Source organism: Pseudomonas tremae, from assembly GCF_001401155.1.
Taxonomy (GTDB): Bacteria; Pseudomonadota; Gammaproteobacteria; order Pseudomonadales; family Pseudomonadaceae; genus Aquipseudomonas; species Aquipseudomonas tremae.
The window spans coordinates 117826-139814 of sequence record NZ_LJRO01000048.1; the positions used below are offsets into that span (position 1 = coordinate 117826).

17 protein-coding genes and 1 pseudogene are annotated in these 21989 nt (G+C 56.5%); 11 read left to right on the forward strand and 7 right to left on the reverse strand.

What is annotated here, in order from left to right:
- Nucleotides 1-47 precede the first annotated feature (47 nt).
- Nucleotides 48-1277 (forward strand): 2-octaprenyl-3-methyl-6-methoxy-1,4-benzoquinol hydroxylase, encoded by a 1230-nt coding sequence (locus ALO43_RS03250; RefSeq protein ID WP_005888074.1) that lies wholly within the window; start codon nucleotides 48-50, stop codon nucleotides 1275-1277.
- 171 nt (nucleotides 1278-1448) lie between these two features.
- On the opposite strand, the gene ALO43_RS03255 is transcribed toward ALO43_RS03250, so the two are convergent.
- Nucleotides 1449-2441 (reverse strand): AraC family transcriptional regulator, encoded by a 993-nt coding sequence (locus ALO43_RS03255; RefSeq protein ID WP_005888075.1) that lies wholly within the window; start codon nucleotides 2439-2441, stop codon nucleotides 1449-1451.
- 635 nt (nucleotides 2442-3076) lie between these two features.
- On the opposite strand from ALO43_RS03255, the gene ALO43_RS03260 reads away from it, so the two are divergent.
- The 4 genes from ALO43_RS03260 to ALO43_RS03275 all read left to right on the forward strand — a co-directional run bounded on the left by ALO43_RS03260 (nucleotide 3077) and on the right by ALO43_RS03275 (nucleotide 7167).
- Complete coding sequence (locus ALO43_RS03260) at nucleotides 3077-4360, forward strand: MFS transporter (protein ID WP_024668693.1); 1284 nt, start codon at nucleotides 3077-3079, stop codon at nucleotides 4358-4360.
- A gap of 214 nt (nucleotides 4361-4574) precedes the next feature.
- Complete coding sequence (locus ALO43_RS03265; protein WP_005888081.1) at nucleotides 4575-5156, forward strand: alpha/beta hydrolase; 582 nt, start codon at nucleotides 4575-4577, stop codon at nucleotides 5154-5156.
- A gap of 82 nt (nucleotides 5157-5238) precedes the next feature.
- Nucleotides 5239-6189, forward strand: a complete 951-nt coding sequence (locus ALO43_RS03270; RefSeq protein ID WP_054997095.1) for a sigma 54-interacting transcriptional regulator — start codon at nucleotides 5239-5241, stop codon at nucleotides 6187-6189.
- A gap of 195 nt (nucleotides 6190-6384) precedes the next feature.
- Nucleotides 6385-7167, forward strand: coding sequence for a MetQ/NlpA family ABC transporter substrate-binding protein (locus ALO43_RS03275; RefSeq protein ID WP_005888085.1), 783 nt, complete (start codon nucleotides 6385-6387; stop codon nucleotides 7165-7167).
- A gap of 167 nt (nucleotides 7168-7334) precedes the next feature.
- Here the strand turns inward: ALO43_RS03275 and ALO43_RS03280 are convergent, their stop codons facing one another.
- The gene (locus tag ALO43_RS03280; RefSeq protein ID WP_024690260.1) at nucleotides 7335-8591 is read right to left on the reverse strand and encodes a lipase family protein; all 1257 of its coding nucleotides are present in this window, start codon (nucleotides 8589-8591) and stop codon (nucleotides 7335-7337) included.
- Between the two features lie 466 nt (nucleotides 8592-9057).
- Here ALO43_RS03280 and ALO43_RS03285 point away from each other — a divergent pair, with 466 nt between their 5' ends.
- Genes ALO43_RS03285 through ALO43_RS03310 form a run of 6 tightly spaced genes read left to right on the forward strand, consistent with a single transcriptional unit; the run spans nucleotide 9058 to nucleotide 15234 of the window.
- Nucleotides 9058-9738, forward strand: coding sequence for a class I SAM-dependent methyltransferase (locus ALO43_RS03285; protein ID WP_005888089.1), 681 nt, complete (start codon nucleotides 9058-9060; stop codon nucleotides 9736-9738).
- 35 nt (nucleotides 9739-9773) lie between these two features.
- A complete protein-coding gene (locus ALO43_RS03290; RefSeq protein WP_081004281.1) occupies nucleotides 9774-11315 on the forward strand; it encodes a class I adenylate-forming enzyme family protein in 1542 nt (513 codons plus the stop codon).
- A gap of 16 nt (nucleotides 11316-11331) precedes the next feature.
- Nucleotides 11332-12363 (forward strand): hypothetical protein, encoded by a 1032-nt coding sequence (locus tag ALO43_RS03295; protein WP_024668696.1) that lies wholly within the window; start codon nucleotides 11332-11334, stop codon nucleotides 12361-12363.
- The gene (locus ALO43_RS03300) at nucleotides 12356-13537 is read left to right on the forward strand and encodes an acyl-CoA dehydrogenase family protein (RefSeq protein ID WP_053931650.1); all 1182 of its coding nucleotides are present in this window, start codon (nucleotides 12356-12358) and stop codon (nucleotides 13535-13537) included. Before ALO43_RS03295 ends, ALO43_RS03300 begins: the two co-directional genes overlap by 8 nt.
- 35 nt (nucleotides 13538-13572) lie before the next feature.
- Nucleotides 13573-13959: an ectoine synthase gene (locus ALO43_RS28205; protein WP_003403190.1), complete on the forward strand. Its 387-nt coding sequence runs from the start codon at nucleotides 13573-13575 to the stop codon at nucleotides 13957-13959.
- Nucleotides 13960-14007: 48 nt separating this feature from the next.
- A complete protein-coding gene (locus ALO43_RS03310) occupies nucleotides 14008-15234 on the forward strand; it encodes an MFS transporter (protein WP_024690263.1) in 1227 nt (408 codons plus the stop codon).
- Between the two features lie 127 nt (nucleotides 15235-15361).
- Here ALO43_RS03310 and ALO43_RS03315 read toward each other — a convergent pair whose 3' ends face one another.
- From ALO43_RS03315 to ALO43_RS03335, 5 genes and pseudogenes are all read right to left on the reverse strand, one after another.
- The gene (locus ALO43_RS03315) at nucleotides 15362-15979 is read right to left on the reverse strand and encodes a GAD-like domain-containing protein (protein WP_024690264.1); all 618 of its coding nucleotides are present in this window, start codon (nucleotides 15977-15979) and stop codon (nucleotides 15362-15364) included.
- A gap of 54 nt (nucleotides 15980-16033) precedes the next feature.
- On the reverse strand, nucleotides 16034-16651 hold the full coding sequence (locus ALO43_RS03320) for a GAD-like domain-containing protein (protein ID WP_024690265.1): 618 nt from the start codon (nucleotides 16649-16651) through the stop codon (nucleotides 16034-16036).
- A 54-nt stretch (nucleotides 16652-16705) separates the two neighbouring features.
- The gene (locus ALO43_RS03325; RefSeq protein WP_005888101.1) at nucleotides 16706-17323 is read right to left on the reverse strand and encodes a GAD-like domain-containing protein; all 618 of its coding nucleotides are present in this window, start codon (nucleotides 17321-17323) and stop codon (nucleotides 16706-16708) included.
- Nucleotides 17316-18708: pseudogene (locus tag ALO43_RS03330) on the reverse strand (DUF6861 domain-containing protein). The gene ALO43_RS03325 and the pseudogene ALO43_RS03330 overlap by 8 nt, the downstream one beginning before the upstream one ends.
- A gap of 169 nt (nucleotides 18709-18877) precedes the next feature.
- Nucleotides 18878-21976: an autotransporter domain-containing protein gene (locus ALO43_RS03335; RefSeq protein WP_054997096.1), complete on the reverse strand. Its 3099-nt coding sequence runs from the start codon at nucleotides 21974-21976 to the stop codon at nucleotides 18878-18880.
- Nucleotides 21977-21989 lie beyond the last annotated feature (13 nt).

The following is a 21989-nucleotide window of genomic DNA, read 5'->3' on the forward strand; positions in this document are numbered from 1 at the left end:
AACAATTTCAATAACCGGCTACGGCCGCAAGCGAGAATAGTTTGACCATGGAAACGCGCGCAGATGTGCTGATTGTCGGAGCCGGAATGGTCGGCAGCGCTCTTGCGCTGGCCTTGCAGGAAAGCGGGCTTGACGTGCTGGTGGTCGATGGTGGCCCGATGAGCGTCAAGCCGTTCGACAGGCAGTCAACGTTCGAGCCGCGGGTCAGTGCCCTGTCGGCCGCCAGCCAGCGGATCCTGCAGCGCCTCGGTGTGTGGGAAGGTATCGTGTCACGTCGTACCAGCCCGTACGCGCACATGCACGTCTGGGATGGTAGCGGCACCGGGCAGATTCACTTTTCTGCCTCCAGCGTGCATGCCGATGTGTTGGGTCATATTGTCGAAAACCGTGTGGTGCAGGATGCGCTGCTCGACCGGCTGCATGACAGCGATATCGGGTTGCTGGCCAATGCGCGTCTCGAGCAGATGCGTCATTCCGGTGATGACTGGCTGCTGACGCTTGCCGACGGGCGCCTGCTGCGGGCGCCGCTGGTGGTTGCGGCCGATGGAGCGAACTCGGCGGTGCGCCGTCTCACCGAAACACCAACCCGGGAATGGGATTACCAGCACCACGCGATTGTCACCAGCGTGCGGACGGCCGATTCCCACAGAAAAACCGCATGGCAGCGTTTTACCGACGACGGCCCGTTGGCTTTTCTGCCGCTGGATCGCGAGGGTGAACACTGGTGCTCGATCGTCTGGTCGGTCACGCCGAGCGAGGCTGAACGCTTGATGCTGCTGGATGACGAGCCGTTCTGCCGCGAGCTGGAAAGCGCGTTCGAGGGCCGGCTCGGTCAGGTATTGAGTGCCGACGCACGCCTGTGTGTGCCGCTGCGCCAGCGTCACGCCAAACGCTATGTGGCCAAAGGGCTGGCACTGATTGGTGATGCTGCGCACACCATTCATCCGCTGGCGGGGCAGGGTGTGAACCTGGGGTTTCTTGACGCTGCCGTGCTGGCCGAGGTGTTGACGCACGCTGCACTGCGCGGCGAGCGCGTGGCGGATACACGTGTCCTGGGTCGCTACGAGCGGCGCCGCATGCCGCACAATCTGGCGCTGATGGCTGCGATGGAAGGCTTCGAGCGTCTTTTCCAGGCCAACCCGCTGCCTTTGCGCTGGTTACGTAATGCCGGGCTCAAGATGGTCAATCAGATGCCGGAAGCGAAAGCCCTGTTCGTGCGCGAAGCACTGGGGTTGTCCGGCGACTTGCCTGAGCTGGCGCGTATCGACGCCCGCTAGGCTCGACGCAGAGCGATAGTGTCCACCCGCACTTATCGTTCCTCACGCTCAGCGTGGGAATGCCTTGGGTGACGCTCTGCGTCACAGATCTGCGCCGCACGGCCTGTTCAGGATTGGACGCAGAGCGCCCAGAGCGTTATGCCGACGTGGAGCGTCGCACGGTAGTCGGGATCACCGCCCCGATGCACTTCGATACTCCTCGGGCGTCAGTCCTGTCCAGCGTTTGAACGCGCGGCTCAGGCTCTCGGTATCGCCGAAACCCAGTAGCCAGGCAATCTCGCTCAATGAAGTCTGTGGCTCGCTCATGTGCAGCAGCGCCAGATTCTGTCGGCACTGGTTGAGCAGCAGGTCATAGCAACAGCCCTCATCTGCCAGATGGCGCTCCAGACTGCGGGGGCTGAGGTGCAGGGCTTCTGCGATGTTTTGCGCAGTGGGCTCGCCATCCGGCAGCAACGTCTCGATGGCCGAGCGCACGCGTTGCTCCCAGATCAGCGAAGGTAGAAGATCGCTGGTGCTTTCCTGCTCATTTACCTGCATCGGACCATCGTCCAGATGACTGTCGAAATCTTCGCCGCCAAACACCAACAGGTTTTCGTTTGCCGAGAAATTCAACGGCGAACGGAACAGGTCTTCCCATGGTCGGGGATCTTCAGGCGCGGGGCGTTGCAGGTGTATGGCCAGAGGGGCATAGCCTCTGCCCAGCCGGTTGCGACAAGTGCGCACGTAAATGGCTGCGAAAGCGTCCAGCAGTTCATGAACCGGCGATTGGCACGACTTCGGTGTGCCGAAGCGGAATTCATAGCGCTCGCCGACTGTTCTGAAGTCCAGCTCCAGAGAGTCCTCAGCCGTCGAGCGGTAACGCACGATTCTCTCGAAAACCTCCCGCAGTGAACCGCTGGCCACCAGCGTATAGCCCAGCGCATGGAACGCAGTGGGGCTGACAAAGCGCGAAACGCGCAGCCCGAGCGCCGGATCGCGGCTGGATGCAACCGCCAGTTGCCAAAGCCTGGCGGTGACGTCTGCCGGAAATTGCATGCTCGCGTCGTCCAGCGACTTTGGGTCTATTCCGGCCCTGCGGCACAGCGCTTCGCTGTCCGTGTCCACAGCGTCAAGTTGCTTGCGCAGAGCGCGGTTCCAGCTGGCGAGACTGCTTGGTTCAGGCATGCGGGCGCCTCTTCCTTGGATCGGTGGCAGTTAACACCGGGTCAGGCCCGGACAGATGTCGCCAGCAGTTCCATTGCCTGACACCAGCGCCAGAATGAGATCATTTGTGACCGTTGTGCAAGCGCCTGAAGAGGTTTCTTGCATTCGGTCTGAAATCTTTTGGCACTGCCCGCTGGAAGTCGGCAGCCATAAGGGCGATGCGCCGCCCAAAATCGCCGGTTTACGCTAGTTGTCGTATAACGCGAAAGGCTAGCCGTGATCGAAAAACCCTTCGGGCGTCCGTACAGCATGGCCGAGCACCGTTTTGACAATTGACAGCGTCATGGCAAATGACTATAACTGCGGCATGTTGTACGACAACATAAGACTTCGATAAAATTGCAACCATAAAAATAATTCAAAGAGTAACAAGTCTATGGTCAGTCTTTTCCTTCAGGCAATAAGTACGCCTGCGTTACGCAAAAAATCTTATTTTTTGCACGAAAAGCTGCGATCAGTGGCGTTTTCCCTCCCTGTACAATTGAAATCTGACGTTACATAAATCCAGCCGCCTCTCGGTTTCGGCCGCGGGACGCTCATCGCCAATCTAAAAATAATCAGGTGAAGAGATGAAGATAAAAGGCATTAGGTGGTGGATGGTGGGCCTGGTCACGGCCGGCCTGGTCGTCAACTACCTCGCACGTAACACGCTGTCTGTCGCAGCGCCGACGCTGATGAGTGAGCTGAGCATTTCCACTGAGCAATACGCGCACATCGTTGTTGCCTGGCAGCTCTGCTATGCCGTCATGCAGCCGGTGGCGGGTTACATCATTGATGCAATAGGCACCAAGATGGGCTTCGCCATTTTCGCGGTGGCCTGGTCCGCAGCCTGTGCGGCAGCAGCGTTCGCAACGGGCTGGCAGAGTCTGGCGATTTTCCGTGGTCTGCTCGGCCTCACCGAAGCTGCCGGCCTGCCTGCCGGCGTGAAGACCACAACCGAGTGGTTCCCGGCCAAAGAGCGTTCGGTCGCCATTGGCTGGTTCAACATCGGCTCGTCGTTCGGTGCATTGCTTGCACCGCCGCTGGTGGTCTGGGCGATTCTGCAAAGTGGCTGGGAGCTGGCGTTTCTGATCGTGGGTGGACTGGGAATAATCTGGAGCGGTGTATGGATGCTGCTGTACAAGCATCCCCGCGATCAAAAGCTGCTGAGCGACACTGAGCGCGATTACATCCTCAGTGGCCAGGAAGCACGCCTGAAGGATGCTCCCGCGCAAAAAGGCAGCTGGAAGCGGCTCTTCAAGAACCGCAACTTCTACGCCATTGCTTCAGCGCGCATCCTCTCCGAGCCTGCCTGGCAAACCTTCAACGCGTGGATTCCGCTGTACCTGATGACGGAGCGCCACATGAACATCAAGGAAGTCGCGATGTTCGCCTGGCTGCCGTTCCTGGCGGCTGATGTCGGCTGCGTGCTGGGCGGTTACCTCAGCCCGCTGTTTCACAAATACTGCAAGGTATCGCTGTTCACTTCCCGCAAGATGGTCATGCTGTTCGGCTGCTCCTGCATGATCGGACCCGCCTGTATCGGCTTGGTCGAGAGCCCTTATACGGCGATCGCATTGCTGTGCATCGGCGGCTTCGCACACCAGACCCTGTCAGGTGCGCTGTACTCGATCACCTCGGATTCGTTCGGCAAAAACGAGGTCGCCACGGCCACCGGCATGGGCGGGATGTTCGGTTTTTTTGGTGCGGCGGCATTCACGATGGTGTTTGGCGTGCTGGTCACCAAAATCGGTTACAGCCCACTATTCGTGGTGCTGGCGGTGTTCGATCTGATCGCTGCGATCGTGGTCTGGAACGTGGCTCGGGAAGTCCCGCAGACCGACGCGTTGGCGATGCCGGAGACCTGCCAGTCAGGCGTGCGTCCTGTGCCGGCGACATGAGGTCCGTCGTATTCCTGTAACCAACGACGAGTAGTCTTTGCTCTGAAAGTGATTTGTTAGGGGCTGTTCCTTGAAGGCAGGGTGCAGTCCCTTTTTTTTTGCCTGTGAATTAATATTCCTTTTGGGAATTAATAAATACCTTCTTATTCCTTAGAGGATTACGCTTCGATCCTTATACTCGCCTTATGAACGCATATGTGCAGGAGGCGAATCCATGCATAAAGAGTCGATCCGGTATCTGATCGTGCCAGGCTGGCAAGGGTCTCCTGATGATCATTGGCAAACCCATTGGCAAAACAGCCTGCCCAACAGCACACGCGTGGAGCAGGCCGACTGGCTCAAACCACGCCGTGAAGACTGGGTGGGCGAATTGCAGCGCACGATTGCGGCCGACAGCACGCCGGTGATCCTGATCGCTCACAGCCTGGGGTGCGTCACGGTCGCGCACTGGGCACAGCTCGCGCCGCTGGAAACGCTACGCCAGGTGCAAGGCGCACTGCTGGTCGCGCCCGCCGATGTCGAGCGCCCTAATTGCCCACCCGCGTTGCGCAACTTCGCCCCGATTCCTGGTGACCTGCTGCCGTTTCCTACACAGATTGTCAGCTCCGACAACGATCCTGCCGTCAGCTCCCAGCGTGCTATCGAAATAGCGCGTCACTGGGGGGCCGAACTCGGCTTTCTGAGTCAGGCCGGGCACATCAACGTCAAGTCCGGCCATAAGCGGTGGGAACAGGGTTTTGCCTATCTCTACAGGCTGCAAAATCGTCTGGAGCAACGCGCGCGCCGTCGCGCATGACCGGACTACCTGTTTATCGGGCCTGTCTGGCCCTGTTTTTTTAACGCGTCAGCCGTCGCAAGGGCTCGCGCGGGAGTGTGTCATGAGCCTTCACGAAACTTTCGGCCAGCCGCTGCTGACCTTTCCCGATGCGGAAAAAAGCCCCCTCAGTATCCGCGCCAAGGCGCTGGTTTTCATCGATCCGCGTTCGCGTCGTCTGCGCGAGGAGATGGAGCAATTGGCGTCTCGTTCGCTGCCTGTTCTGATCCGCGGCGAGTCGGGGACCGGTAAAGAATTGCTGGCACGGCATATTCATCGCGGCAGTGATCGCGCTGGCTTGTTCGTGTCGGTTAACTGCGGAGCGATCAGCCCGACCTATGCCGACGCCGAACTGTTTGGCTACGCAGCCGGAGCCCACACTGGAACCGTCAGCAGCCGGGCAGGATGGTTTGGTTCTGCCAATGGCGGCACCCTGTATCTGGATGAGATCGGCGATTTGCCATTGCCCATTCAGGTCAAGCTGCTCGCCGCGCTCGAAAATCACGAAGTCACCCGTGTAGGCGCACACCAGCCCAGCCCGGTTGATGCACGCCTGGTTGCCGCCACCAGTATCGATCTGGCGCAAGCGGTGGCCGCCGGGAAATTTCACGAGCGGCTTTACCATTATCTCAGCGAAGGGCGGCTAGACCTGCCTGCATTGCGCGAGCAGCCGGGCAACATCCTGCCGCTGGCCGAATACTTTGTCGGCATTTATAGCCAGCGCCTTAACCTGCCAGTGCAACTGATCAGCGAAGACGCGCAACGCACGCTTGAAGCACACAGCTGGCCCGGCAACACTCGCGAGCTGGAGAACGTCATCCACTTTGCCTTGCTGGTCAGCAGCGGCGACGAGATTCAGGCCGAAGACATCAACTTGCCGGACATCGCCACCCCGCTGACGCTGATCGAGCGCCAGGCGCGTCTGCTGCTGCAGAAAGGAAACCGCGAACAGCTTTCCGGGTTACGCAAACTGCTGGAAGCCGTCACTGCACAACTTGACCAAAAGACCGCCTGACAAATCGGTGGCGGGCCCACTCAGACATGCACTGCGCGAAAAAGCATAAGCATTCGCTTAAAAAGTCTTTTCTCGGAATATAAAACATCGGTAATGTCTACATGATGTCGCAGCACTGGATAAGGCTGCGGCAAACCCCTGAATATTAAGGCGCCATCTTTTGATGACGCTCCTGGATCTTGCTAAGGACACCGCATGAAAAAGACGTTTCTGATGACCGCACTGGCGGCAGTATTCTCGATTGGCCTGGCTCATGCCGGCGAAAAGCTGGTGGTCGGCGCGACGCCGGTGCCCCATGCGGAAATCCTTGAACTGATCAAACCAACCCTGGCCAAGGAAGGTGTGGACCTGCAAATCAAGGTCTTCACTGACTACGTACAGCCGAACGTTCAGTTGAGCGAAAAGCGTCTGGACGCCAACTACTTTCAGACCAAGCCATACCTGGATGGCTTCAACAAAGGCAAGGGTACTAATCTGGTGACTGGTGTTGGTGTCCACGTCGAGCCGTTTGGCGGCTATTCCCGAAAGTACAAGAACCTTGCCGATCTGCCTAAAGGCGCAACCATCGCCATCCCAAATGAAGGCAGCAACGCTGGGCGTGCGCTTTTGCTGTTGCAGAAGGGTGGTCTGATCACTCTGAAAGATCCGACCAACGCACTGTCTACCCCGAAAGACATCGCGAGCAACCCGAAGAACTTCAAGTTCCGCGAGCTGGAATCGGCGGTACTGCCGCGCGCACTGGATCAGGTTGATCTTGCGCTGATCAATACCAACTACGCGCTGGAAGCCAAACTCAATCCGAAGAAAGACGCGCTGATCATCGAAGGTGCGGATTCGCCGTACGTGAACTTCCTCGTCACTCGCGAAGATAACGCCCACACCGACGCCATCGAAAAGCTGTCGAAAGCGCTGACCAGCCAGCAAGTCAAAGACTTCATCAACAAGAAGTATGAAGGCGCGGTATTGCCTGCGTTCTGACCCACTGATTATCGCTCCCGCGCTGAGGAACGATAATCTCAACTATTGTGCGACGCTCAGCGTCGCATGCCGTTCTGGATGCTCCGCGTCCGATCTTTTACACACGGAGCGTCACCCACGGCATTCCTACGCTGGAGCGTGAGGAACGATAAGTGCCTGGCTCAAGATCAGCGCTGGCGCATCGCCCCAATCGCCCCACAGTTCCCCGCCATAAACTCCCCCGAAAACGCTTTCTCGACAAAACGTGTCGAGTCCGGCAGAGAGCCGTTCACAGCCCCCGAATGATCCAGTTGCGAATAGTAATGCCATTCAACGCGGTCACCAGCGGCGCACGCATCCTTGACCAGCGCGATCTGGCTGCGGACCGGTGAAACGACATCCTTGCCGCCTGTACCTATAAAAATCGGGATGTCCGACGTCAACGTCGGGTAGGACGACTCGCGGTTCACCTGATCAAGCGCAGCCTCCGGCGAGCGCCTGAAACTGTTGTTGAACGTCAGCCCATCTGCAACAACCTCACGCTCAATGGCATGCAGGCAATCACGCTGACTGACTCCAAACGCAGGCAGTGCACGGTCGCTCAGATAATCAGTGGGCACGAACGACGGGTTGATCAGCCCGGCAGTGCTCAGCCGCAGCAGGTTGTAAGCCAAGGATGGCGTGACCTGATCGCGTGACGTGTCCCGCCCGATAACCCCCGCATACCCTGAAGCCATCGGATAAGGCGTCCCGGTCGCAACTACACCGACAATATTCAACTCCGGTGCGTAGGTTTTCTTGTAGGCCGCCGTCGCAAACGCAGCACGACCGCCCTGCGACTGACCAAACACAACAACCCGCGAAGACAGATTGAAATCCGCCCCCTGAACCGCACGAATGCTGTCCAGAACGCCGTAAGCCAACGGGCTGCTCAGCCCGAATGGATGCAGCCCCGGCGTCCCCAGACCCTCATAGTCAGTGGCCACAATCGCGTAACCGCGCCCGAGCCATTCATTCAGATAGCGCGTGTCGCGACCACTGCGCCCGGCAAAAGAAGGCGCGCAGACATCCGCACTACCAACCGTGCCATGCGCCCACGCCATCAACGGCCATCCACCGTTCGGCGGCGTGCCCTTGGGAGTGAACAGTGCGCCGGAGACTACGACTGGCTGGTTGTTGAGCCCATCGGTGGAGGTATACAAAATACGGACATTCTGGCCAGCATTATCAAGGCTCTGAATGGGCGTCAGTGGCTCGGCGCGCAGCATTCGTCCGGGCGTTGACGGCACTTTATCTGTCCATGCGTAAAACGCGGGAACACCGCCTTCGCCTGGCTGGGTAGCGGCGACAGTTTTCGCGCTAGTGCCTGGTGCTCCGCTACAGCCTGTGAGCAGAGCTATCAGCAAGGCGACCAGAGCGGTCGAGGATCCTGGCGACGAGTACATGAATATTTCTCCGCACGTTCACAGGAGAGGGTGTATCAGTGTCTTCGATAGTAAGCCGATTGAAGTACCAGCGTCACTGAGTGCAGCAGGTCCAGTGCATGAATCGAGCGATGTGAGCAAGCCTGCTATTCTATTCGTACTTTTGAACTAAGACCCTCATATGGATGGATCCTGACATTCGTCGGTGACAAAACACCGGATCCAATACCTTGATTTTTCTTGACAGAAAGTGGGGTTAGGTGTAGATATTTCGCCCGCTGCAATCCGTTTATTAGGCTGTTAAAAATGGATGCGACACGACTAATAATAAAATGGATTTTAAATGATGCCCTATTGTCTCGATCGCCATCTTCTATTCGCTACAGCGCTTCAAAGTCCATAATATCATTGTTGGTATTTGCAGGTCGCGCCGGTAGCGCGAAACAATGTGTTGTACATTGACCTCTAAAATGGACAGGGAGTTACTATGAGAGTAGTGGACAGTTCCGTTCTGAAAAAGTGGTACGACAGCGAGTACAGTGCGTGCAGTAGTGGTACTTTGTTTGGCGAGTTAAGGGAGGAGTTAAAACGGTTTTTATCAAACTTGCCTGATGGTCCTGGTGATGTGCTGGAGCTTGGCTGCGGAGACGGTCGCAACCTCGCGGCTTTGGCGCTTAAAGGCTACAGCCTTAGCGGCGTGGACATGGTTGACAGCACGGTACATAGCCGCCAGCTCAACCCATGGCTAAAGGACATGAATTTTCAGCAAGCGAATATCCTGAACTACACTCCAGCACCTGAAGGTTACGACGTACTGGTGTGTTCTGAAGTGCTCCACTTTTTCACTAAAGATGAGCTTCAACAGGTCATGCCGAAAATAATCGGTGCAGTGAAACCCGGCGGGTATATCGTTCTGGACTTGTTGTCCGACTTGACTCGTTTCTTTCAAGCTACGGGAGAGCCGTTTATCTGGGATAAAGAAGCCGGGCTCTCCATTCAGGACAGCGAGGGCTTTTTTGATCGATGGCTTAGTGGATTCGATATTGTTGATTTTAGTCACTTTTTTGATAATCAAAGTTGGCCACTTACCGACTCCGTAAGCCTGCCAATAGAGCCTTATACTTGGCAAGGTACTTATGTGTCGGTGTGTGCTAAAAAACGTAAGTGATGCCAGGGATGTTTCGCTTAAAAGGAAGTTAAACGATGCAGTTATTTCATCAGGTTATCGCAGATAACGCCAGTCGATATCCGACCAAGCCGGCCATTATTCTAGACGGGCAAGCGACTTCTTATCGGGAATTGCAACAGCGGGTAGATGACATCGCGTCGTTGCTTGCAACGCTCGGTATCCTCCCTGGCGACCGTGTAGGTCTCTATGCGCCTATCTCCATTGACCTGATTGCAAGCTATCTGGGTATGCTGCAAGCCGGAGTGATCAGCGCTGCGACTCATCACACCCTCAGCCGTACCAAGCTGATTCATCAACTCAAGCATTCCGGTGCCCGTGTGTTGATCACCGACTGCACTGATGATTTGCCTGACTTGATCAATGAGGCCGGTCTCGAGCTTGTTTTGCTCACCGTCCCGATTCCAACAGCAATACCTGGGGTTATTCAACTTGCCGAGGCTGTCTCGGGGTACCGCGAGGAAGTGAGCGCCGTAGCCTCATTATTGACCGATGACCCTGAACGCCCCACATCGATATTTTATACCTCGGGATCGACCTTCAATCCGAAAGGCGTACTCGTCAATCACCGCATCATGTTGGCGGCCAGCAGTCGGGTCACGGCTTACCTGGGTAACGAAGCCGATGACCGAATCCTCAGCTATTCAACACTGGCATCGGACTACGGCGTCTATAACGTAATGATGCCGTTGTACGCAGGGGCTACCAGTGTCATTGAGAGCCGGCCTGCAGGTAGTGCAGAAGAAATACTCGCGGTCGTCGAACGCGAGGCGGTGACCGCAATGCATGTCTTTCCTCCGGTATTTTTCCTGCTGGCCAATGCCGGATCTGAGTGGCAGGCACGGGTACCTGCCTTGCGTTATATCTCCAGCAGCGGACAGGCCCTTCATAGCCGTCACATTCAGCGCATTCGCCAGGCGCTGCCTCAGGTGCAGATTTTCTCTAACTACGGACTCACTGAATGCAAGCGCGTGAGCTACCTGCCCCCTGAGGAAATTGATCGACGGCCAACGTCTGTAGGCAAACCTCTGCCCGGTGTCAGTCTGTACTTGCTGGACGAGCATGACCGGGTGATCGACCAGCCTGGGCAGGTTGGCGAGCTGCTGGTGACAAGCGACTACCTGATGCTTGAGTACTGGGACATGCCTGAAGCGAACGCCAGAGCCTTTGTTCACAATGCTTTCGGTCACTCGCGGCTGTACCGCACGGGCGATCTGTTCAAGCAGGACGCAGAGGGCTATCTCTACTATGTTGCCCGCAAGGACGACGTATTTGCGCGCAATATCTGGAACGTGAACCCGCGGGAGATCGAGCAGTGTCTGGCTTCGCACCCGGCGGTTGCCGAAGTGCTGGTGGTGCCGGTCGCTGACGAGTCGGCCGGGCATGTGCCCAAGGCTTGCATCGTGCTTGATAGCGACCACCGTCAGACCAGCGGACAAACGCTGATCGACTATTGCAAGGCGCATCTGGATTGGCACATGGTCCCGACTCAGTGCGTGTTTCTTGAGGCTCTGCCAAAAACCGATTCGGGCAAGTTTTCCGCCAAAGGACTAATCTGATAGAAGGAGCTATGCCATGAAGACGTCACTCCAGCCAAATGTCGACACGCCCCTCGACCGTGACCTGCAACAGAGTGCGATGTTGAAACTTTCAGGACACTTCCACAGTTTGGCAACAGGTGCCACTCAAGTGCCCTTGCAGTCCCTGGACAGTCATCTACGGTGCGAAATCCAGGACCCGCAGGTCCTTGATTACCACGATCGACTCATCTCGGGTGCCGGGCCATTATTTTCCCACTTTCTGGCCAGCGTGCCCTACATCCTCGAGGAACTGGCCAGAGTCGGCGTTGCGCTGACCCGTTTTGCTCAGCTAAATAGCAGGGAAACAGGTCAAACCTTCAGCCTGTTCGAAGTGGACGCCTTTGACGGAAGTAACGGCCGCGCACTCGCGGGTCATTCGCATGGCTTGATTCAAAGCTTTACGTCCTCTCCGAACGCAGCCAATCAGATTACCTTCAATCGGCATGCCGACCCGGCGTTGTCGTTGTTCTTTGCGCAGTCGGTGTTCAAGGTAACAGGCGCTCTGTTGGCTACCCCCGAATACGATCGCTTCAGGGGGGGATTCGACTTCATCTATGAGATGGCCGCATTCCAGTTCTATACCCGTGACCGCGTTGGCCAGATTTCCCACATCAAGCAATTTCTGAAGCCGGGCGGCCTGGTATTTTTTCTGGAGAAGCTCGATCACCCCGATCCGGAAGAATACCTTTTGCGGGAGCGGATCAAGGATGAGCTGTTCAAGACCCGCTACTTCAGTGAAGAAGAGATACGCTGGAAGCGCCAGCAGATGCTCGAACACATGCAAAACGGTCAAGTCGCGCTGGAGGTGCTGGTGAGCGCTCTTTGCGCTCGCTTCAAATGTGTGCACCTTCTATGGAGCAGCAGCAACTTCTGTGAGTTCGTTGCCTCGGACGACCCGCAACAGTTAGAACAGTTTCTGGATCTACTGGGCCCGACAGTCCAGCCAGCGGATTTTTGCTTTGAACGTTCGCGTCTTGGCGCCATAGCTCCTTCGCAAAAAGGTGTTGTGGAGTTTGGCGATGCTTGAGCCTGCCGAGCAAGCGTTCCAGCGCAACGTAGTGTCCTTAATGTGTCAGCGGGCGGCCGCGTATCTGCCTTTGTGGCGAGAGCGGGCTGCTGTGGCCGAAAAAAATCGCCGGCTGAGCAGTAGCACATTCGACGAACTGTTTACCGAAGGCTGGCTGGATCTGATGTCGCCACGCGCGCCTGTCACACGTACGGGTCACTGGCCCACTCTGGTAGAAAGCGCACGGATTGCGGCTCGGGCGTGTGCCTCTACAGGCTGGATGCTGGCGTTGGTGGGTGGTCACGGCTCAATCGCCCGGCGACTGCCCCCCTCCTGCGTAGACCAGCTTTACAGGCATGGTCCACGACAGTTGTTCGCTTCAGCATCTACCAGTACCGATAGCCTGCTGTCCTTTGAGCCAGAAGGTGTTCGGGTTGACGGGCGCTGGCGCTTCAGTTCGGGCATTGAGGATGCTACCTGGTTAATGCTCAACGCCCCCTGCGCTGACCACCCCGAAGCCGCTTGCACCCCGCGCTTTCTGGTGCTGGTCGCCGCCAACGAAGTGGAGAGGCTTCACAGTTGGGACAGCTGCGGCATGGCGGCAACCGGTTCTCACGACGTGCTGCTCCGGCGGTTGTTGGTGCCGCATGACCGCGTCTTCGCGCTGCACGAAGTGTTTGCGCAGGACCCGCTTGCATTGGCGTGCGACTACATCGACAGGTTGCCCCTCGTGCCCTATCTGACCACCTCGATCATTGGCCCGCTACTGGGCTGTGCAGAGGGTGCTCTTGCCGCGTTTGTAGCTGCCTTCAACAGTTCATGGGCGGTAAGTGATCCCCGGATCGCCGAACAGGCTGCTCACTCGGCCGCACAGCTCTACAGCGTCGAGCTGTTGTATGACTCGTTGATCTCCCGGCTGCACGAGGCGGGACTCAGTGACCGGGTTCTGGACGCAGCGCAATTGTTGCAGCTCAAGCGCGACCGCGCCTATCTGGCGCAACAATGCGTGCATGCCGTGCACCGGTTAGTGGAAAGGCTCGGTGCGTCTTCCTTGGTCGCCAGTAACCCGCTTCAGCGTCACTGGCGTGATATCCAGGCGATGGCCGCGCACCGAGACGTGGCCTGGAACGAAACGATGCAGGCCTGTGGCGACGCGATTCTGCGGCCTGCCACTGACAACGCTCAAAAGAATTGAGTTTCCCCCCGTCGGCCACCTCAGAGAGATTTCACATGTTTGTTCGCAACAAAACCGATGTCGAGAACACCCCTTATTTCGTCGAATGGGGCGCCGGAACCAGTCACCGTCTGCTCACTGAACGTGATGCTATGGGCTTTACGCTGTGCCACACCATTGTCCGCGCGGGCACAGAGTCGCTCTTGCATTACCGTAATCATCTTGAGGCGTGCTATTGCATTGGAGGCGAAGGCGAAGTCGAGGACATGCAAGGCAACGTATTTCCGATCCGGCCTGGGGATGTGTATGTGCTTGACCAGCATGATCGGCACTTTCTGCGCGGAGGCAAGGAGCAGGACCTGATACTGGTCAGCGTCTTCAATCCGCCTTTGCGTGGGGACGAGCGACATAACCTCAATGACGGTACGGGATCCGCCTACTGATGTTTCTTCTGGCCGCTATGCCACACTGCTTACTGATAGGAGTTCTCCATGCGTAAGGATTACCTCGCTTTTTTTATCTCGCTTTTTCTATCGAGACTGGCGGATCAGATCCTGTTGTTTATCGTGCCGCTGGTGGTGTTCCAGACCACCAACAGCGCCTCATGGGCCGGGCTGGCTTTCTTTGTCGAATCTTTACCGAGATTTCTCGCGTTTCCGTTGTGCGGTGCCCTGTGCGACAAGTACTCGCCTATCAGAATTCTGCACATCAGTCAGGTCTACCGGGCATTGCTCTGCGTGCTGGCGATGGGGTTCTACGCAATCTTTGGTGGCATTGGATGGCTTGTGGTGCTTTCGGCATTGTGCGGGGTGTTGACCACGCAAGGCATCATGGCTCGCGAAGTGCTCATGCCCCATATCTTTCAGCACTACAGCTACACCAAAACGTTGTCCTATTCCCAGATCGCCGACCAAACGGGGCTGGTGCTCGGGCCTCTGGTGGCGGCTCTGATGCTGGAGGTATGGGCCTGGCACTGGGTGGTGCTCTGGGTCGCCGGATTATTCCTGCTGGCAGACCTGAGTATGTTGGCGTGGCAACGTCTTAGCCGTATTACGCTTGCGGTGTTCGAGCAGCATCAGGACATCTGGCTGCAACCTTTGCGGATTGCTGTTGGGCACATCCGTGGCCTGGCGGAATTGAAAAAGATCATCACGCTGGCGGTAGGGGTCAACCTGATCGTCGGTGTGACGTTGGCGACCTCGGCAGCCATGATGATCGGCGAGTACAGCGCAGGCAAAGACAACTATGCAGGACTGCAGGCGGCGGGTGCGGTGACCACTATCGTGATCCTGTTCTTTCTGGCCCGTGTCGTGTTGCCTCTGCGGGTTCTGGGTGGGGTCGGGTATTCAATGATTGCGATCGGGGCATTTATCAGCGCCCTGAGCCCTAACCTGATCGGCTATGCGGTGGGGTTTCTGTTGATCGTCGGTTTCGACAAGATGTTCAACGTCTACATGCGCACTATCCGGCAGCGGGTGATACCGGCCCAGGACTTCGGCAAGACAGTGGGCGTGATCACGTTGCTGAACAACCTGTCCCAGCCTTTGGCAGGTTTGCTGGTGGCTTTGCTGGCCGCACCCTTGGGCACCCAAAAGGTAATCCTGATACTGGCCGTGCTGACCTCCATTCTCGGGGCAGGCGCAGTGTGGTGGTTTGCAAAGGCCCACGCGCCATTCCCGCCCTTGATGCTTGAGGCTGATCGGGATGCCGGAAAATGAAAAATAGGGCTGACTCCGTTTCGCCGAATCAGGCGAGAGCCGGGGCTGAATCCTTAAAAAAAGCACCGTTTTTGTCCATTACGCAATCCGGGTCAATACCTCCGTGAGCGCTGATCCGTTGGGGGATTCAAACGTCAGGAAATCCCCAATCCTGAAGTGGCGAGAGCTGAGACAGGAATGTTAAGTGCTCGATGGTTTTTACTTTTTGTAAATTTTCTAATTCCATCGGTCCGCCGAGTGCCAAAGCAGGAACGAAACCGTACATTTCATCACTTTTTAGTGGGCCGAGTTTTTCTCGTGCAGGCTCAAAAAAGCCGTCGATGTCGTTGTGATTAGGGCTCATCGAAAAGAAAAATGCATTAACTCCTGCATCCAGCTTTTCTCCTGTAAATCTGGAGATGCGAGAGGAATACCGCGCTCGATAAGATGATATGGTCAGACAATAGCCTTGCTCTTGACCCCATACATAAAGAATGCCGAATGCGCTGCGGGCAATCACATAATAGTTGTCGTTTTTAGGAAGGTTAGTTTCGCTAAGCCAATGGCTAAGTATAGTTTCGTATTCTTGCGGGTTAACGGTCCAGAATATTCCGTCCGCATAACCGCACCATCCGTACTCTTTCCAATATTCAAGCAGCTGGGCGGGTAGTTTTTTCTCGTATCGATCAATGCTTGATTGCGGGACTTCTTGGCGGTCAGTTGTCGGGTTAAAGTCCTTAAGGAATGATGCATAGTGCTCGTCCATTACACAGTCCGTGCTAGCAGAGTCACGAAGAAAGCCAAGTTTTGGTTCCCGACTTTAAACATCAGGAAATCCCCAGTCCTGAAGTGGAGATGTTTGAGATAAAAACGCAAGGTGCTCAATGGTTTTTACTTTTTGCAGGTTTTTTAATTCCACTGGTCCGCCGAGCGCCAATGCGGGTACGAAGCCATACATTTCATCCGCTTTGAGCGGGCCAAGACTTTTTAGCGCGGGCTTGAAAAGGCTGTCTAAGTCATTATGCTCAAGCTGCATTGATGAGAAAAATACTTTAATTCCAAAGTCCAGGTTTTCGCCAGCAAATACTGAGCTGTTGGTAGAGTAGCGTGACATATAGCTGGTTATTGACAAGCTGTCTGCGCTTTTTTCTCCCCAAAGATACAGCTCTCCAAAAGCGCTGCGAGCGATGACGTGGTAGTTGTCACTTTTGAAAGCTTCTATACCTGCAAACCAAGTGTTGAGCAGGCTCTCGTAATCCAGCGGATTCACAGTCCAAAACAGGCCTTCAGCGTATCCGCACCAGCCAAAATCTTCCCAATAATTTAATAGCTGTTCAGGAAGTTTGTTTGTGTACCTGGCAATGCTTGGCGCTGGAACCAGCTGTCGTTCAACTGCAGGGCCAAATTTTTTGAGAAAAAAAGCATAGTGCTCGTCCATCATGCAGTCCAAGCTAGCATTATTACAAAGAAAGCCAATTTCTGGTTCCCGAATTCAAACATCAGGAAATCCCCAGTCCTGAAGTGGAGAGAGCTGAGATAGGAATGTTAAGTGTTCGATGGTTTTTACTTTTTGCAGATTTTTTAATTCCATTGGACCACCGAGTGCCAACGCAGGAACGAAGCCGTACATTTCGTCACTTTTGAGTGGGCCGAGTTTTTCGAGAGCCGGTCTGAATAGATCGTCTAAATCGCTTTCGTCAGGTTTTTTTGACGAGAAAAAAACTTTTATGCCGAAGTCAAGCTTTTCGCCTGTAAATTTAGAGGTTCGTGGAGTGTATCGGGCTAAGTAGCTGTTAATGGTCAGGCAACTACCTTGTCTTTCACCCCACACATAAAGCTTGCCAAAAGCGCTACGGGCTATAACATGATAGTTGTCCTGTTCAAATATATCTGTGCCCACAAGCCATTGTTCAAGTAATTCTTCATAGTCTTGAGGGTTGACCGTCCAGAATATTCCTTGAGCATATCCGCTCCAGCCATGATCTTTCCAGTATTCAAGTAGCTGATTAGGTAGTTTGTTTTTGTACCGATCAATACTTGATGTGGGAACCTCTTGGCGGCTAAATTCTGTGCCGAATTTTTCTAGAAAAAAAGCGAAATCCTCATCCATTTTTAACCCCTTTCTTATCACATCTTTCAAGTTTCGCGTTAATCTTCGTGCTATCACGAATTGACTCAGGAATATCGTTGGCAGCGCTGTCCAATCCGCCTATACGGTTCGACCACTGAGGGCCTATGCTTGAATTGATCCGTTTGTCACCAAAGCCCCCGATAATGTCTTTTCCTCCGGCAAATAAGTCAGGATTATGCAAGGCTGCTAATGTAGACATTTTTTGTGCGGCCAGTAGCTCTGCTTGACTCTCTGCTTCCGATGCACTTATATTTTTTTGACCTTAGTTCATCTATGAAGTCTTGTTTTAACTTTTGTCTAAATTCATTGCGTGCATCCCTCGCCACCTTAGGATCCCTTACAACATCGCCATCCGTAAAAGCCTTCCGCCCTTTCAGGTACTCATCCACCGTCAGGTCATTCAGCCCATTTTGCTGAGCTTCTAGCTGGTCATCAAACTCTTTAGCAAGGTTGCGGTGCTTTTCACTTAATCTAAAGCATGGCACCTCATGCTCCGCCATACCCAACGGTTTCTTCGGCTCAGGCTCGTCCGCACGTCGATTGGGTGGTGGAGGCGGGGGCGGTGACTCCGGTTTGTCCAGCGCCCCTCTACGAGGGCCGGCGTTTTGCAGGTCGGGGTGTCTTTTCAGGGCTTCTTCGTGCTGGAGCATCCATTGGCCCAGCTTCGCACCTTTTGAACTGGCCTGCATTTCGCTGGCAAGCACGCTTGCATTGCCTCGGCCGCGCGTCAGGTAGGCGACGATGGCGCCCAGTAGCAGTATCACCACTTCTTCGTGGCCTTGGGCGATGTGATAGGCGGCGCGGTCAACAACCTGGGGATCATCGCCGCCGAAGGGGTTGAGGCCAGGCTCGCCACGGGTGCCTTCCCAGGCGACTTTGATGCCACGCACGTAATGGTCGAAAATCTGCGGAAGGCCGTCGACGAAAAATTCGGCAATGGAGGCCAGGCCGAGAATCGCCAGGATCCAGGTGCTGACTTCCAGGCCGATTGCGGCACCTGCTGCGCCAGAAGGAAGCGCGCCGATCCCAAAGAAACCGAAGCCGATCCCTGCACCTATCGCGCCTCCGACGAGCGTACTGCCCGCGACGATCATGGCCATTTGGCTAACCACGTCTATCAGGTCGTTGATGATGCTGGCGATGTCGATGGCTGCGAAACGCCGCCCAAGTCGGCGGGCCGCTTGCCATTCGGCGCGGATGAATGCGGTTCTGATATTGCTGATACGGCGAAGGTTGAGCTGTAACGTCGAAACAGGCTCATTGTTGGGGCTGCGCTGGAAGCTGGCTCCAGGCTGGTAGCCCATGCTTCGGCTAAAACGTCGTTCTATATCGAACCACGTTGGCACAATGCTCCATAACGGCATTCGGCGTCTCCCTGACTGCTCCGGCTGGTAGGGGCACGATAGAGAAGGCCGATAATGAAGTCAAAGCGACCTGAGGTTTTCTGATGGGTCCTACACATTGAGTCGCAAAGTCCTGCATGCAGTGCAGCTCTCTGAACTTGCAGAGCTGCACAGTTGGGGATTTTCAGTTTTAAAACGCCAACGTCACCCGCGCATTCAGCGTCTGATCAGACGCATCGCTGCTCACTTGTCCGTTGTAGCTCAGCCCTACGCTCAGCGTGTCGCTCAACCCCAGATCAACACCTGCGCCGAGTACCGCTGCGCTGCGTGCGATCGGTGCGCCGGAGAGTTCGAAGGTGCTGCCGCCGCTGAACGCTGCACGGCTTTCCGGAGTGACGTCGCCATAAGCTCGACGCCAGCCCAGTGTGGCGTTGGGTTTGACGGCGACGCTGCCGACACTCAGACGCGTGGCTGCGCGAAGGCCGAGGGTACTAAAGGTGATGTGATTGTCCTGAGACTTGTTCTCCAGGCTGATCGCGTTGCTGTTTTCATCGAACGCGTCAGTGTCCAGCCGTACGTGTGCGAGGTTGGCGAAGGGTTCGAGCTGCGCGTTACCCATGTCGATGGCGTAACCCAGTTCGCCGAAGACCTGATTGGTCGCCGCTTTGTAATCTTCCTTGAAATGCTCGGACGAGCCCGGCAGGTCCAGCGTGCGTTTGGCTGTCAGTTCATGCCAAGTGCGCACTGCACCGAGGCGCAGGCCCAGTTGGCCCCACTTGGCCCCGGCATAGACACCCAGATGGTAGTTGTCGCTGTCAGTGGAGCCCGACGCATGGCGCAGGTCGAAGCTGCTGTTGCTGAAACCGGCCATTGCGCCCAGGCGCCAAGTGTCGTCGAGCGGCACGTCCGCGCCGAACAGCAAACCGCTGGTGTGGGTGTCGAGGCCCGAGACATCGCGGGTGCTTTCAGTCTTGCCGGTAGCACCGATGGCTTGAGTCCAGACCACGCCACGTGAAGCGTCGCCGGCGAGGGTTTGTGTCGAGCTGCCGAAAGCCTGTGCGGACTGCGCTTGCTGCATGCGGTCATTCAGGGCGTTGCGCACCAGCCGACTGTCTTCGATCAGCGCAGACTGCGTCGATGCATGCAGTTCGTTGGACAGCGCCTTGAAGGTGGCTTGTGCCGTGGAGGCGTCGGACTGCACCACCTCACGCCACAGCGCGTTGTTTGCGCCCGAACTGTCCAGGCCTTGCGCGACGGCGCGGGCGTTGCCGGTGGTCGCCAGGCTGGAAAAGCTCTGTGCGTTGCGATCCAGCGTCAACCCGACATCGGTCGCGGTGTAGTTCAATGTAGGCGTAAGGAACGCAAAGTTGGTTTGCACTGCTGTAAACGCGCCGCTCACGCCGCCGGCTGCCGAGATGATCGAGTAACGGCTCGCGGCCAGCCAGTTGCCGCCTTCGACCAGTGACAGCGTGCTGTTATTGATGGTTGCGCGGCCACTGGCGACAATGCGGTCGGCGTTGCCGTTGGCGTCAGACTCTACCTGGTAAACCGCGCCCTGAGCGAGGTTGACGTTACCGTTCACGTTTAACTGGCCTACCGAATTGCCAGGTGCAACCACGCCGCCCTGAGCGACGTTGATGCCGCCGACGGTGCCGTTGCCACCCAGCGTTGCGCCTTGTTGCACGCTGACGATGGAGTTGCCCAGGTTGCCGTTTACCGCCAGGCGACCCGCTTGCACAGTGGTTGCACCCGACAGGCTGTTGTTGCCGGTCAGGTTCAACGAACCGGCACCGCGTTTGATCAACGCACCGCTGCCCGCCAGGGTGTTGGCGAGTGTGTCGTTCGTGGACTGATCGACCACCAGCGTCGCGTTGTCGGTGATCGTCCCGCTGCCGAATGCCTGGGCATGACCGGTAAGTACGCCGCCGTTGATCACGGTGCCGCCCGTGTAAGTGTTGTTGCCGGTCAGCATCAGGTTGCCGGTGCCGTTCTTGATCAATCCGCTACTGCCGCTTATGTCGTTGCGCCATGCGTCGATGGCGTTGTAGCCGCCAAGGCTGGCATTCATGTTAACCGTGACATTTGAGTTGAACGCCGCGTAACCGTCGCCCGCTGCGTAAAGGTTCAGGCGGCCGTAACCACCAGACTGGTCGATGACTGCATAGCCGGACGAAATCTCGGTGGTCGCCAGAATCTCGCGGCGCTGGCTGGCGTCCAGGTACGGGAAGCGGGTTTCCAGCAGGACTTCAGCGTTGGTCGGCACCACTGGCGCCAGGTTGGTCGGGCCTACCGGATCGAAGCCGTACGTCATGCGCGAGGTGTACAGCGCCTTGTCCTGTGCGTGTTGGGACGTGCGATCGGTGGCCGGGTCGATGCTCGCCATGCAGTTGTTGACGTCGCCGCCGCACTGCGTCGTGAAATAACTCAGTGCCTGCGCACGGGCGTCGGCGCGTAACTGGGCGTTAGCCGGGTTGGACAGGTTGTCGATGGCGAAATAGGTTGCGGTAATGCGCCCGCCCATCACGTCGAAGGGCGAGTGCATGCCGGCTTCGATGCGGTTGTCGCCAATTTCCGAAGCGCGCAGCATCAACTCGCTGAAACGTTCGGGAATCGCGTAGGCCAGTGCGTAGGAAGAAAGATAAGCCGCGTTGGTGTGGCCACTGGGGAAGCCCGAGTCGCTGGCTGGCGTGGTGCTTTCGGCCGGGCGCAGGGACGGCGCAACCACGAACGCCAGGTTTTGACCGTCCAGGCTCTGTCGCCACGGGCGTGGGTACAGATAGTGGGATTTGGCCGGTGTGGTGGATGCATCGTTGCGCACAGCACCTACCAGATCGACCACCTTGCCCAGTGCCGAAGTCGAGCTGCCGGCGCCGTTGCCTTTATCGTCGTACTTGACGGTTTTGTTGCTGTCATCGAATTGAGTGATGGTTGTGAAGGCACCCGCGCCGGTCTTGTAGGCTGCACTCAATGAACCCAGACCGCTGATTGCGCTGTAGCTTTGATCGCGGCGGTCGTCAAAATAGGCGGCTGTTTCCTGCGCCAGGGTACGCGAGTTCGCGCGATCGACCACGATCTGCAGGTTGCGCCGAAGCAGGCTCTGGCCCAAAGCGGTCGGCGTGCCCGTATCCCAGGTTGCACCGGTGGTCCACAAGGTATTGAACCCGGAAAGCAGGTCGACACCGTTTATACGGTTGTCACCTGAACGGCTTGCCGCCTGAACGGATACGGCGAGCAACGAAAGTATCAATGACGACACTATTACATGGGCAACCGGTTTATTGGATCGCATAGCGGGCGCTTCA

Excerpts from the sequence above, each read along its gene's own strand:
- ALO43_RS03250 (WP_005888074.1), top strand. The coding sequence starts at position 48 with ATGGAAACGCGCGCAGATGTGCTGATTGTCGGAGCCGGAATGGTCGGC.
- ALO43_RS03255 (WP_005888075.1), bottom strand. The coding sequence starts at position 2,441 with ATGCCTGAACCAAGCAGTCTCGCCAGCTGGAACCGCGCTCTGCGCAAG.
- ALO43_RS03260 (WP_024668693.1), top strand. The coding sequence starts at position 3,077 with ATGGTGGGCCTGGTCACGGCCGGCCTGGTCGTCAACTACCTCGCACGT.
- ALO43_RS03265 (WP_005888081.1), top strand. The coding sequence starts at position 4,575 with ATGCATAAAGAGTCGATCCGGTATCTGATCGTGCCAGGCTGGCAAGGG.
- ALO43_RS03270 (WP_054997095.1), top strand. The coding sequence starts at position 5,239 with ATGAGCCTTCACGAAACTTTCGGCCAGCCGCTGCTGACCTTTCCCGAT.
- ALO43_RS03275 (WP_005888085.1), top strand. The coding sequence starts at position 6,385 with ATGAAAAAGACGTTTCTGATGACCGCACTGGCGGCAGTATTCTCGATT.
- ALO43_RS03280 (WP_024690260.1), bottom strand. The coding sequence starts at position 8,591 with ATGTACTCGTCGCCAGGATCCTCGACCGCTCTGGTCGCCTTGCTGATA.
- ALO43_RS03285 (WP_005888089.1), top strand. The coding sequence starts at position 9,058 with ATGAGAGTAGTGGACAGTTCCGTTCTGAAAAAGTGGTACGACAGCGAG.
- ALO43_RS03290 (WP_081004281.1), top strand. The coding sequence starts at position 9,774 with ATGCAGTTATTTCATCAGGTTATCGCAGATAACGCCAGTCGATATCCG.
- ALO43_RS03295 (WP_024668696.1), top strand. The coding sequence starts at position 11,332 with ATGAAGACGTCACTCCAGCCAAATGTCGACACGCCCCTCGACCGTGAC.
- ALO43_RS03300 (WP_053931650.1), top strand. The coding sequence starts at position 12,356 with ATGCTTGAGCCTGCCGAGCAAGCGTTCCAGCGCAACGTAGTGTCCTTA.
- ALO43_RS28205 (WP_003403190.1), top strand. The coding sequence starts at position 13,573 with ATGTTTGTTCGCAACAAAACCGATGTCGAGAACACCCCTTATTTCGTC.
- ALO43_RS03310 (WP_024690263.1), top strand. The coding sequence starts at position 14,008 with ATGCGTAAGGATTACCTCGCTTTTTTTATCTCGCTTTTTCTATCGAGA.
- ALO43_RS03315 (WP_024690264.1), bottom strand. The coding sequence starts at position 15,979 with ATGGACGAGCACTATGCATCATTCCTTAAGGACTTTAACCCGACAACT.
- ALO43_RS03320 (WP_024690265.1), bottom strand. The coding sequence starts at position 16,651 with ATGGACGAGCACTATGCTTTTTTTCTCAAAAAATTTGGCCCTGCAGTT.
- ALO43_RS03325 (WP_005888101.1), bottom strand. The coding sequence starts at position 17,323 with ATGGATGAGGATTTCGCTTTTTTTCTAGAAAAATTCGGCACAGAATTT.
- ALO43_RS03335 (WP_054997096.1), bottom strand. The coding sequence starts at position 21,976 with ATGCGATCCAATAAACCGGTTGCCCATGTAATAGTGTCGTCATTGATA.